This is a genomic window from Micromonospora sp. DT227, assembly GCF_049841835.1.
Classification (GTDB): Bacteria; Actinomycetota; Actinomycetes; order Mycobacteriales; family Micromonosporaceae; genus Micromonospora.
Genome location: NZ_JBNCLA010000007.1, coordinates 103,265 through 113,861, shown reverse-complemented (window position 1 = coordinate 113,861; position 10,597 = coordinate 103,265). Strand labels below are relative to the sequence as shown.

The 10,597-nt window shown below is 74.9% G+C and carries 12 protein-coding genes; 6 read left to right on the top strand and 6 right to left on the bottom strand.

Annotated elements, in window-relative coordinates; all coding sequences use genetic code 11:
* The first annotated feature begins 40 nt into the window (after window positions 1–40).
* The 3 genes from mycP to ACLQ2W_RS23450 are packed head-to-tail and all read left to right on the top strand — an operon-like array spanning window position 41 to window position 2,936.
* Entirely contained in the window at window positions 41–1,351 is a 1,311-nt protein-coding gene (gene mycP / locus ACLQ2W_RS23460) for a type VII secretion-associated serine protease mycosin (protein ID WP_425788647.1), read from the top strand.
* 43 nt (window positions 1,352–1,394) lie between these two features.
* Window positions 1,395–2,183 (top strand): phosphatase PAP2 family protein, encoded by a 789-nt coding sequence (locus ACLQ2W_RS23455; RefSeq protein WP_425788645.1) that lies wholly within the window; start codon window positions 1,395–1,397, stop codon window positions 2,181–2,183.
* Between the two features lie 30 nt (window positions 2,184–2,213).
* A complete protein-coding gene (locus ACLQ2W_RS23450; RefSeq protein ID WP_425788643.1) occupies window positions 2,214–2,936 on the top strand; it encodes a phosphatase PAP2 family protein in 723 nt (240 codons plus the stop codon).
* Between the two features lie 31 nt (window positions 2,937–2,967).
* Here the strand turns inward: ACLQ2W_RS23450 and ACLQ2W_RS23445 are convergent, their stop codons facing one another.
* From ACLQ2W_RS23445 to ACLQ2W_RS23420, 6 genes are all read right to left on the bottom strand, one after another.
* Window positions 2,968–4,146, bottom strand: a complete 1,179-nt coding sequence (locus tag ACLQ2W_RS23445; RefSeq protein WP_281934339.1) for a MarP family serine protease — start codon at window positions 4,144–4,146, stop codon at window positions 2,968–2,970.
* Window positions 4,147–4,222: 76 nt separating this feature from the next.
* A complete protein-coding gene (locus ACLQ2W_RS23440; protein ID WP_405091550.1) occupies window positions 4,223–4,915 on the bottom strand; it encodes an NUDIX hydrolase in 693 nt (230 codons plus the stop codon).
* Complete coding sequence (locus ACLQ2W_RS23435) at window positions 4,912–5,514, bottom strand: TlpA family protein disulfide reductase (RefSeq protein WP_425788640.1); 603 nt, start codon at window positions 5,512–5,514, stop codon at window positions 4,912–4,914. Before ACLQ2W_RS23435 ends, ACLQ2W_RS23440 begins: the two co-directional genes overlap by 4 nt.
* On the bottom strand, window positions 5,511–6,290 hold the full coding sequence (nth, locus tag ACLQ2W_RS23430) for an endonuclease III (protein WP_107159561.1): 780 nt from the start codon (window positions 6,288–6,290) through the stop codon (window positions 5,511–5,513). Before nth ends, ACLQ2W_RS23435 begins: the two co-directional genes overlap by 4 nt.
* A gap of 59 nt (window positions 6,291–6,349) precedes the next feature.
* Complete coding sequence (locus ACLQ2W_RS23425) at window positions 6,350–7,513, bottom strand: CapA family protein (RefSeq protein WP_425788637.1); 1,164 nt, start codon at window positions 7,511–7,513, stop codon at window positions 6,350–6,352.
* Window positions 7,514–7,649: 136 nt separating this feature from the next.
* Window positions 7,650–8,354: an adenosylcobinamide amidohydrolase gene (locus tag ACLQ2W_RS23420; protein WP_425789015.1), complete on the bottom strand. Its 705-nt coding sequence runs from the start codon at window positions 8,352–8,354 to the stop codon at window positions 7,650–7,652.
* A 174-nt stretch (window positions 8,355–8,528) separates the two neighbouring features.
* Between ACLQ2W_RS23420 and ACLQ2W_RS23415 the strand changes: the two genes are divergently transcribed.
* The 3 genes from ACLQ2W_RS23415 (at window position 8,529) to ACLQ2W_RS23405 (ending at window position 10,596) form a co-directional block, all read left to right on the top strand.
* Window positions 8,529–9,206, top strand: coding sequence for a Crp/Fnr family transcriptional regulator (locus ACLQ2W_RS23415; protein WP_007073398.1), 678 nt, complete (start codon window positions 8,529–8,531; stop codon window positions 9,204–9,206).
* A 119-nt stretch (window positions 9,207–9,325) separates the two neighbouring features.
* Window positions 9,326–10,069: a metallophosphoesterase family protein gene (locus tag ACLQ2W_RS23410; RefSeq protein ID WP_425788635.1), complete on the top strand. Its 744-nt coding sequence runs from the start codon at window positions 9,326–9,328 to the stop codon at window positions 10,067–10,069.
* A gap of 65 nt (window positions 10,070–10,134) precedes the next feature.
* Window positions 10,135–10,596 carry a glycosyltransferase gene (locus ACLQ2W_RS23405; RefSeq protein ID WP_107159567.1) on the top strand — a complete coding sequence of 154 codons (462 nt, stop codon included), beginning with the start codon at window positions 10,135–10,137 and terminating at the stop codon, window positions 10,594–10,596.
* Window position 10,597 lies beyond the last annotated feature (1 nt).

Here is a 10,597-nt window from a genome sequence, read left to right as displayed (position 1 = left end):
CGAGCAGCATGTGTCGGACGCGACGGAATGGCTGGGGAATGTGACCAGGGATCGGCAGGGGATTCCCGGCGTGCCGTCCCGGCGTCTCGCCGGGCGGGCGCTGCTGGCCGGCGCGGCGGCGTTGGCCGTCACGGCCGGCCCGCTGGCCCCGCCGGCACACGCCGCGCCGCCCACCGTCCGGGTGCCGGCCTGGTCCGCGCCGGAGCGCGTGTTCCGGGCCGACCAGGTCCGCGACGAGCAGTGGCAGTTGGCGGAGCTGCGGGCGAAGACCGCCTGGCGGACGTCGACCGGGCGCGGCGTGGTGGTCGCGGTGATCGACTCGGGGGTCGACGCGTCGCACCCCGACCTGGCCGGTCAGGTGCTGCCCGGCCTCGACCTGGTCGAGCCGGGCGGCACGGACGAGCCGGACCCGGTGGGGCACGGCACCACGGTGGCCGGGCTGATCGCCGGGCGGGCCGACGACGACCGGGGCGTGGTGGGGCTGGCGCCGGACGCCCGGATCCTGCCGGTCCGCGTGCTGGACGCGGAGAACCGGTACGACGACGCGTTGATCATCGCGAAGGCGGTGCGCTGGGCGGTCGACAACGGCGCCCGGGTGGTGAACCTGTCGCTCGGGGGCGGCGGCGACAGCCCGGCGCTGGCCGCGGCGCTCGACTACGCGTTCGCCCGGGACGTGGTGGTGGTCGCCTGCACCGGCAACCTGGCCACCTCGACCACCACCAAGGTCTGGTACCCGGCCCGCGAGCCGGGCGTGCTGGCGGTCACCGGCCTGGACCGCGACAGCGAGAACCTCTGGTCCGGTTCGATCACCGGTCACGAGACCACGCTCAGCGCCCCGGCCACCGCGCTCTACGGCGCCCGCTCCCGGGGCGGCTACTGGCGGGTGCAGGGGACGAGCTTCGCCGCGCCACTGGTCGCCGCGACGGCCGCCCTGGTCCGGGCCCGCTACCCGCGGATGCCGGCCGGGGACGTGGTCAACCGGCTGATCAGCACTGCCCGGGACCTCGGCCCGACCGGCCGGGACGACCGGTTCGGGTACGGCATGGTCGACCCGGTGGCCGCGCTCACCGCCGACGTGGCGCCGGTGGGCCGCAACCCGCTCGACGACAACGCCGCCCCCGGCGTGGTGGGTTTCGGTCCCGCCCCGGGCGAGGGCCCGGACACCCGGGCCGCGGCGGCGGGGCAGGGCGGCGACCCGTTCGGTCGCCCGCAGCCGGCCGGCTGGTCGGCCGGCGCGGGCCAGACCGACGACCCCGCCCCGGGACGGCTCTGGATCGGCCTGGCCCTGCTCGTCGCCCTGGTCACCGGCTCCGCGCTGGTGGTGCGCCGGTTCCGGCAGGCCCGCCGCTGACCGGCGAGTCTGACCGCGCCCTTCCCTGGGTAGTGAACGGCGCATGAACAGCACCGGCCAGGCGTCCACGCGCGACCGGTCGTGGCGGAGCCGCCGCCTCGACCCCGACCACTCGCTGGGGCTGCGCCTCAGCCTGGCCGCAGCCGCGGCGGTCCTGGTGCTGGTGCCGTTCGCCCTGCTCGCGCTGCTGGTGCTGGGCGCCTGGCCGCCGCTGCTCCGGCTGGACGCCTCGGTCACCGACGCGTTCCACGGATATGCGGTGCACCATCCGCTGTGGGTCCGGGTGATGACGGTCTGGACGCACGCGTTCGGGCCGGGTCCGCTGCGGGTGGCCGCCGCGGTGGCGGTGGTCTGGCTGCTGCGGCGCGGGGCGCCGCGGCTGGCGGTCTGGGTGGTCACCACGATGCTTGTCGGCGGCCTGCTCGGCGCGCTGCTCAAGCTGCTGGTCGGCCGGGACCGGCCGGACCTGCTCGAACCGGTGGCCCGGGCCGCCGGCTACTCCTTCCCGTCCGGTCACGCGCTGAACGCGGCGCTGGCCGCCGGGGTGCTGCTGTTGCTCTTCCTGCCGTTCGCCCGCGACAACCGCGCCGGCCGCATCGCGCTCTGGACGGCGGCGACGCTGCTCACGGTGGTGACCGGGTTGAGCCGGATCGCGCTGGGCGTGCACTGGACCAGTGACGTGGTGGGCGGCTGGGTGCTGGGGGTGGCCACGGTCGCCGCCACCACGGCCGCGTTCGCCACCTGGCGCACCGGGGCCGGCCGGCGGCCGGCCCGCCCGCTGCGCGAGGGGGTCGAGCCGGAACTGGCCGACCCGGAGGATCGACACGCGTAACAAGACGGCGACCTGGGTAAAGGGCGGCTCATGTCCGATGTCGCGGTCCAGATCGCCCGGCGCGTCCTGCTGCCGGTGGCCCTGCTCTTCGCCGTGATGGTGGGGCTGGGCCTGCTGGTCACCCGGGTGCTCACGCACACCTGGCCATTCACCGTGGAGGACGCGGTCAACCGCGAGTTCGCCGGTGACCGGTCGTCCGGCTGGAACGACGTGTCGCTGGTCTTCAGCACGCTGGCCAGCACCCAGATGATCGTCGTGGTGACGGTGCTGGCCGCGCTGGTGCTGCGGCTGGTGCTGCACCGCTGGCGGGAGCCGATCTTCCTGTGCGCGGCGGTCAGCGCGCAGGCGCTGATCTTCCTGTTCACCACCATGGTCATCGACCGGAACCGACCGGCCGTGGAGCACATGGACGCCTCTCCCCCGACGTCCAGCTTCCCCTCCGGGCACACCTCGGCGGCGACCGCGCTCTACGTCGGCCTCGCGGTGCTGCTGGCGCTGCGGGCGCGCAGCACCCCGGCCAAGGTCACCTGGTGGACGCTGCTGGTGCTGGTGCCGGTCGGCGTGGCGGTCACCCGGATGTACCGGGGCATGCACCACCCCAGCGACGTGGTGGCCTCGTTCGTCAACGGCGGCACCTGTGTCGCGATCATGGCGCGGGCGGTGCTCGACCGCACGCTCACCTGGGGCCGCGCGAACCTGTCGCTGAGCCGGCCGGGCGACGACGTGACGCCCGCCGGGGCCCCGGCGAACTGACCGCCGGGCCGGCCGACCGCCCTCGGTCGGCTCAGGTGCAGTCGCCGGTGGCCACGCCCCGGGTTCGTTCCGCGCCGGCCAGCGCCACCGACCGCGCCTCGGCGGCGGTCACCGCGAAGCCGGTGTTCGGGTCGTCCGCCGCCGCCGCGAAGATCACGCCGAGCACCAGCCCGTTCGAGGAGACCAGCGGGCCGCCGGAGTTGCCGCTGCGCACCAGCGCCCGGATGGTGTAGATCTCCCGCGTCACGTCCCCGGAGGAGTAGATGTCCGGCCCGGTGATCCGGTCGACGTCCCGCACCCGGGCCGGCCGGGCGTCGTACGGGCCGTCCAGGGGGAAGCCGAGCACGATCGCGTCCGCCCCGCTGGCCGCCGCACCGGCGGCGAAGCGCAGCGACGGCCCGGGCAGCCCGGGCACGTAGAGCACGGCCAGGTCCCGATCCGGGTCGTAGACCACCACCTCGCCGTCGTACCGCTCGCCGCGTAGTTCCACCGCCACCGAACGGGTGCCGGCCACCACGTGCGCGTTGGTCATCACCCGGTCGTCGGCGTAGACGAAGCCGGAGCCCTCGATCCGGCGGGAGCAGCTCGGCGCGGAGCCGAGCACCTTCACCACGGACCGCTTGCTGTTCTGCACCACCTGGGAGTTGGCCAGCGCCGGGTCGGGCGGCGAGACCTGCCGGGCGTTGGTGCTGCCCAGGCCGTTGAACACGTCGGGGAAGCCGTTGGTGTCGACGGTGTCCCGCAGGGCGGTGGAGAGTTCCTGGGCCCGGTCGGGCAGCACCCGGTCCACCACGGTGAGCAACGCGCTGTCCTTGACCGAGGCGGCCAGCCAGGGCACCGACGAGGAACCCAGCGGCACCGCGACCAACCAGGCCACCAGCATGACCGCGATGACCGAGATGAACGCGCCACCGACGTCGTCGACCTTCTTGCCGGCCGGGCCGGTGATGGCCGCGCGCAGGTTGGAGCCGAGCCAGCCGGCCAGCGCCTGCCCCAGCACGGCGAGCCCGAAGATCGCCACCAGGGAGATCAGCACCCGGGTGCCGCTGGACGCGAACTGCCGGGCGATCAGCGGGCCGACCTGGAGGCCGAGCAACGCGCCCAGGAAGAAGCCCGAGAACGACAGCGCTCCGACGACGAAGCCCTGGCGGTATCCGCTGATCGCGAACACGAGCATGAGCAGGAGCAGGACGAGATCCACGGCGGACACGCCCCAAGGGTACGGGCACCGGGCCCGTGGCCCGCTCAGCGCTCGCTGAACGTGACCTGAGGATGCGTGCGGGTGATCAGCGCACCGGGCTCTCGTCGGCCGCGTCGGTGCCGGCCGAGGGGGCCGGGGTGGCGCCGACCGGCGGCAGCTCCCACACCCGCGAGCGGGGCCAGGGCCGGGCCCAGCCGCCCATCTCCAACAGTCGGTCGATCACGCCGCCGGTGAAGCCCCAGACCAGCATGCCGCGGACCGAGAACGCGGGGCCGATCCACCCGCTGGGATGGCGTACCCGCATGCGGTTGTCCGGGTCGACCAGCTCGGCGACCGGCAGTCGGGCGACGTGCGCGACCTCGGCCGGCTCGCGCGGGTGGACCGGGTGCGGGTCGTGCCACCAGGCGAGCACCGGGGTCACCACGAAGTCGCTGACCGGAATCCACAGCCGGGGCAGTTCGGCCAACACGGTGACGCTGGCCGGGTCGAGGTCGACCTCCTCGTTCGCCTCGCGCAGCGCGGTGGCGCGGGCGTCGGCGTCCTCCGGGTCGGCCGCGCCACCGGGGAAGGCCGGCTGCCCGGCGTGGTTGCGCAGCGTCGCGGCCCGCTGGAGGACCAGCATGTCCGGCCCGGCGCCGGGCTCCTCGCCGAGCAGCACCAGCACGGCGCTCTCCCGGCCGCCGGTCTCCGGCGTGGCGAGCTGGGTGAAGTCCTCGGCCCGGGCGCTGCCGAGCCGGCCCAGCAGCGGGTCCAGCCATCCGGGCGGCGTCCGGGTCACACCCGCACCCCGAGATGCGTGCGGACGAGCGCGGCGAGGCGGGCGTCGTCGAGCGCGCCGGTGCCGTCGATGTGCCGGATCCGGCCGTCCGCGTCGACCAGGACGGTCAGCGGGAACGCGCTGCGTTCGAGCGCGCGCTCGAACGCGTCGCCCTGGTCGAGCAGCATCGGGAAGTCGATGCCGAAGTCCTCGCCGAGGGACTGCGCGCCGCCGCGGCTGTCCCGGCTGTTCACCCCGATCACCTGGAACCGGCCGTCGGCCCGGTCGCTGAGCCGCTGGAACGCGGGCAGCTCCTTGCGGCAGGGCGGACACCAGGACGCCCACACGTTGATCACGGCGGGGCCCTTCACGTCGCGTAGCTGCACCGGAGCGCCGCCGGTGAAGCAGTTGAGCGCCAGGTCGGGCAGCGGATCACCGGGCTTGCCGGCCGGTGACGGCGCGGCCGAGGCCGGCACCGCGGTCAGCGGGGCGCAGTCGGCGAACGGCGAGGGGCGCTCCGCGCGGGTGGCCGACGCCGGGCCGGCCGGCTCCTCGGCCGTGGCGGTGCAGCCCGCCGCCAGCAGCAGCGGGACGAGCAGGAACGCGAGCCGGCGGGTCACGGCACGTCCGCCACGGTCGCCTGCTGCGGCACCAGGTCCGGGTCGAGGCCGACGGCCGCCGCGAGGTCCCGCGCGCGGGGGCCCTTCAGCAGCTTGGCCGCGGCGGCCGGCTCGGTCGGCCCGGTGCCGTACGCGGGGCAGAGCTTCGCCAGCGTGCACGCGCCGCAGGCCGGCTTGCGGGCGTGGCAGACCCGACGGCCGTGGAAGATGATCCGGTGCGACAGCATGGTCCAGTCGCGCTTGGGGTAAAGCGCGCCGATCGCGTGCTCGATCTTGACCGGGTCGGTCTCGGTGGTCAGCTCCCACCGCTGCACCAGCCGCTGGAAGTGGGTGTCGACGGTGATGCCCGGGACGTCGAACGCGTTGCCGAGGATCACGTTCGCGGTCTTGCGCCCGATCCCCGGCAGGGTGACCAGGTCGGCGAGCCGGCCGGGCACCTCGCCGTCGTACCGCTCGCAGAGCGCGCGGCCGAGGTTGATCAGCGAGCTGGTCTTGTTGCGGTAGAAACCGGTGGGCCGGATCAGCTCCTCCAGCTCGACGCGGTCCGCCCCGGCGTAGTCGGCGGCGGTGCGGTAGCGGGCGAACAGCTTCGGCGTGACCTCGTTGACCTTCTTGTCGGTGCACTGGGCGGACAGGATCGTGGCGACCGCCAGCTCCAGCGCGTTGCCGTGGTCGAGTTCACAGTGCGCGTCGGGGTGGGTCTCGGTCAGCACCCGCCCGATGCGGCGGGCCCGACGCGTACGGCCGAGGTCGGTCTCGGGGGAGCGCGTGGTCACGCCGGCCAGCCTACGTCGCGGGGCCGACGCCCCGGTGGGTCGACGCGGGTGGCGTGCGCTCAGCCACCCGCCGGGGCGCTGATCTTGCCGCTCGCGTCGAGCTTCGCGCCGGTGTCCGGGAAGTCCGCCCGGGTCACCTCGCGCACCAGCCCGAGGCCACGGTCCTGCCGGTCGACGGAGGGTCGGCCGACGCCGTTCATCACGGTGGAGGTGAACGTGCCGCCGACGAAGCGGCCCTCGGCGGTGAGCGACACCTTGAGCACCCCGCCGTAGCCGAGCCGGCCGGCGCTCTGCAACGACTTCCCGCCGCCGGCGAAGTTGCCCAGGCTGTAGGCGATCAGCTTGCCCTGGTAGAACTCCAGGCCCCGCAGCACGTGCGGGCCGTGCCCGATCACCAGGTCCGCGCCGGCGTCGATCACGGTACGGGCGAAACGCATCGGGTCGCCCCGGTTCTCCCCGACGTACATCTCGGTGCCGGGCTTGACCCGGGTCTTGTCCGCGCCCTCGGCGCCCATGTGCACCTGCACCACCACGAGCTTGGCCATCCCCTTGGCCATCTCGATGACCTGCTTGGCGGCGTCCAGGTCGATCAGGCTGTTCGACCAGGGGTACGACGAGAAGCCGACCACTGCCACCTTGACGCCCTTGACGTCCACGACGGTGATCTCGCCGGGCGCGCCGGTGTGCTTGAGGCCGTGCGCCTCCAGCGCCGACTGGGTGTTCTCGTAGCCCTGCTGGCCGTAGTCGTTGCCGTGGTTGTTGGCCTGGTTGAGCAGTTGGAACCCGGCCGAGCGCAGGTGCGCGGCGTAGCCGGGCGGCGCCCGGAACTGGTAGCAGTTCTGCGGGTTCGGGCCGCACTTGCCGGCACCGGTGTCGTCGGTGAGCGGCTCCTCCAGGTTGCCCATCACCAGGTCGCCCTTGAGCGCGGACTTCACGTCGTCGAAGAAGCCCTTGCCGCCGTTGGGCGGCAGCCGGTTCGGCGCGTTCCCCATGATCACGTCACCGGTCGCGGTCAGCGAGATCGACGGCTCGGTCGACTCGCCGGAGGCGGCCGGCTGGTCGCCGGATGCGGGGCCGGCCGACCCGGTCGACCCGCCGCCCTGCCCGGTCTGCCAGAGCGGGCCGTCGCCGTCGCCGGAGTCCGAGCAGCCGGCGGCGAGCAGGACCGCGAAGAGCGCGGCGAGCGCGGCGAGGCGCGGTCGGGGGACGGCACGGCGCGGCACGGGACCGACCGGGCGGGGGCCGGTGGCGCGGCGGGAACGGGGCACAGAGTGGGCGGAAGCGTACATCGTCGGCGACGCTACCGCCCCGGGGCCGCCGCGACGAGGGCCGAATGGTCGGAATACCGGTCTGCGCACGTCAGCCGGCCCGCCGGTCGGACCAGGGCACGACCGGACGGGCGCCGCCGGCGCGCACGGCGGCGTGCACGGCCCGGGCCAGCGGGGCGCCCCAGGTCGAGCGCGGGCCGCCGTACGGGGCAGGCGTGCCGTCGGCCGGGCAGAGCACGGTGACCGCGTCGGTGGCGGTGCCGGTGGCCTGCAGCCCCAGCTCCCAGATCGCCTGCGCCTTCGCCTCGGTGGCGGTGGCCACCGCGTTGACCAGCGCGGCGTCCCCGAGCCGGACCGGCACGTGCACCACGATGTTGACGGTGCCGACCCGGGGGGCCGGCGCGGGCCCGGCCGGCGTGTCCTCGGCGGTGGCCCGGTCGCCGCCGGCCGACGCGGGTGCGGCGGCCCAGACCGGGGTGCCCAGGCCGACCGTCGCCCAGACCCGGACGCCGGCGTCGCCGCGGTGCACCACCTCGGTCACGTCCACGCCGGTGAGCAGCCCGACCCCGGGCCCGCCCAGGTCCAGGTCGCGGGCGAGTTCGGCCAGGTGGGCGGCCGGGTCGTCCCGGTCGTACGTCATCGGCACGGTCGCGTTGACCACCCACCGGCGGACGCCGATCCCCCCGCCCAGCGGGGCGGAGCCGACCGCCAGCAGCGGCGTCTCGGCCCGCCAGACGAGCAGCGGGATGTCCCACCCGGCTTCGGACCGGCTGGTCAGGATCGGCTCGCACAGCACGCCGGTCACCTTACGATCAGGTGGGGACCGGTGGCGCCCGGCCCGGCGTCGCGGGGCCGGATCCAGGGGTGCACCTCCGATTCCTGCTCATGTGCGCCTAGACTGGCGGCGCGCGAGGGATCAGCGGACGGCGGACCCGGGCCGACGGACGGCACGCGCAGGCGGAGGTGCGCGATGGACGAGGTACTGGCCCGCAGCGGGATCTTCCAGGGTGTCGACCCGGAGGCTGCCGAGGCGCTCGCCAAGGAGATGGAGACGATCGAGGTCCGCAAGGGCGAGGTCGTCTTCAACGAGGGCGAGCCCGGTGACAGTCTCTACATCCTCCTGTCCGGCAAGATCAAGGTGGGTCGCCGCGCGGCGGACGGCCGGCAGAACCTGATCGCCGTGATGGGCCCGTCGGACATGGTCGGCGAGTTGTCGCTGTTCGACCCCGGCCCGCGCACGGCGACCGCCACGGCGGTCACCGACACCCGGCTGGTCCGGCTGCGCAAGCAGGCCCTGCGGCCGTGGCTCAACAACCGGCCCGAGATCGCCGAGCAGCTCCTGCGGGTGCTGGCCCGCAGGCTGCGCCGGACGAACGACTCGCTCGCCGACCTGATCTTCACGGACGTGCCCGGCCGGGTCGCCAAGAACCTGCTCCAGATGGCCGGCCGGTTCGGCACCCGTGACGGTGGCGTGCTGCGGGTGACCCACGACCTCACCCAGGAGGAGATCGCCCAGCTCGTCGGCGCCTCCCGGGAGACCGTCAACAAGGCGCTCGCCGACTTCGCCTCGCGCGGCTGGCTGCGACTGGACGGCAAGAGCATCATCATCCTCGACCCGGAGCGCCTGGCCCGTCGCGCGCGGGTCTGACCTTCCGCACCTCCACCCCGGCTCCCCGGCCCGGCCCGCCCACGCGGTCCGGGCCGGGCCGTGTCTGCCCGACGCAGAATCCCTGGACGTCCCCGGCGGCCGACGTCCAGGCTGGGCCGATGATCGAACGCGTCGCCGTCCTCTCCGACATCCACGGTGTGCTGCCGGCGCTGGAGGCCGTCCTGGCCGAGCCGGACGTGGCCGCCGCCGAGCTGATCGTGCTCACCGGTGACATCGCGTCCGGCCCACAGCCGGTGGAGGTGCTGGACCGGCTCGCCGCGCTCGGCGACCGCGCCCGCTGGGTCGGCGGGAACGGCGAGCGGGAGCTGGTCGAGGCGCGGGCCGGGAAGCCGTCGGAGTTCGAGGTCGCCAACTGGGCCGCCGCGCAGCTCCGGGACGACCAGGTGGACCGGCTGGCCGCGCTGCCACCGCACGTCACGCTGCCGGTGGCCGGGCTCGGCGACGTGCTGTTCTGCCACGCGACGCCCCGCGACGACGAGGAGGTCGTCCTCGTCGACTCGCGGCCGGAGCGCTGGGCCGAGGTCTTCGCCGGCCTGCCGGCCGAGGTCGGCACCGTGGTCTGCGGGCACACCCACATGCCGTACGCCCGGTTGGTCGACCGTCGCCTGGTGGTCAACCCGGGCAGTGTCGGCATGCCGTACGGGGGCGCGGGCGCCTGGTGGGCGCTGCTCGGTCCGGGGGTGCAGTTGCGCCGCACCCGGTTCGACGTGGACGCCGCCTGCGCCGAGGTGGTCGCCGGGTCCGGCTTCCCGGAGGCGGCGCAGTGGGTCGACGAGTACCTGCGCGGCGGATACTCCGACCTGGACGCGCTCACCGCCTTCGGTCCCCGGGACGGTCGCTGACGGGTACCCGACGTCCACGCTGGACGGGGGCGTCCTGAGTCGCGACTCTGCGATAGCGTGGCCTGATGGGACGGCGGTACCGGGTGCTTCTCGTCTCCAGCAGCGGTGGCGTCCTGCTGGACCTGCTGGCGCTCCGCCCCTGGTGGGCACGGCACGATCCGGTCTGGGTCGCGGTCCGGGCCCCCGACACCGAGGTGGCGTTGGCCGGGCAGCGGGTGCACTGGCAGCCCGAGTTGTCGACCCGCACCCGGCTGCGGGTGCTGCCGGCGACCTGGCGGGCGCTGCGGCTGCTGCGCCGCGAGCGACCCGACGTGGTGGTGTCGGCCGGCACCGGCGTGGCCGTCGGCGTCTTCCTCGCCGCCCGTCTGCTCCGGGTGCCGTCGCTGTGGTTGGAGACGTTCAACATGACCGGGCCCGCCGGCTCCGCCGCCCGGCTCTGCTCCCGGCTCGCCGCCGCGGTGCTGGTGCAGCGCCCCGCCCTGCTGGCGTCCCGCCCCCGCGCGGTGCTCATCGGGGAGCTCTACTGAC

Bases quoted from the DNA above. Each gene is read 5' to 3' on its own strand.
- ACLQ2W_RS23410 (WP_425788635.1), top strand. From the start codon at position 9,326: ATGATCGAACGCGTCGCCGTCCTCTCCGACATCCACGGTGTGCTGCCG.
- ACLQ2W_RS23455 (WP_425788645.1), top strand. From the start codon at position 1,395: ATGAACAGCACCGGCCAGGCGTCCACGCGCGACCGGTCGTGGCGGAGC.
- ACLQ2W_RS23405 (WP_107159567.1), top strand. From the start codon at position 10,135: ATGGGACGGCGGTACCGGGTGCTTCTCGTCTCCAGCAGCGGTGGCGTC.
- ACLQ2W_RS23415 (WP_007073398.1), top strand. From the start codon at position 8,529: ATGGACGAGGTACTGGCCCGCAGCGGGATCTTCCAGGGTGTCGACCCG.
- ACLQ2W_RS23450 (WP_425788643.1), top strand. From the start codon at position 2,214: ATGTCCGATGTCGCGGTCCAGATCGCCCGGCGCGTCCTGCTGCCGGTG.